1 pseudogene is annotated in these 400 nt (G+C 64.8%); it reads left to right on the top strand.

The window, feature by feature from the left end:
• Positions 1 to 400: pseudogene (locus tag AC1DHT_RS29440) on the top strand (RHS repeat protein); the annotation flags it as partial.

Consider the following 400-nt stretch of genomic DNA (forward strand, 5'->3'; position numbering starts at 1 on the left):
TGATTCGCCATGACGACCCGGCCGGCACCTTGCACCTGCTGGACCTGAGCCTCGGCGGCGCGCCGCTGCAACAGCGGCGAGATTTTTTGCGAAGCCTTGACCCACCCGACTGGCCGAACAGTGTGACCGAGCGGGATGCCTTGCTCGAAACCGGCGACGGTGCGACTACCTGGAATAGCTACGCGCCCACCGCCGAACCGCTGAGTCAGACCGACGCACTGGGTAACCGTCAAGCCTTCGCCTACACCGTGGCCGGCCAGCTGAAAAACACCCGGCTGACCCTGGCCGGTGACGGACAGCTCAAGAAGGTTCTGGTGAGCGCGATCCACTACAACCCCTCCGGCCAGGTCGAATCCGAAACCGCGGGCAACGGCGTGATCACCGGTCACCGCTACGATCC

The sequence above is a fragment of the Pseudomonas sp. 05N432 genome (genome assembly GCF_056396945.1).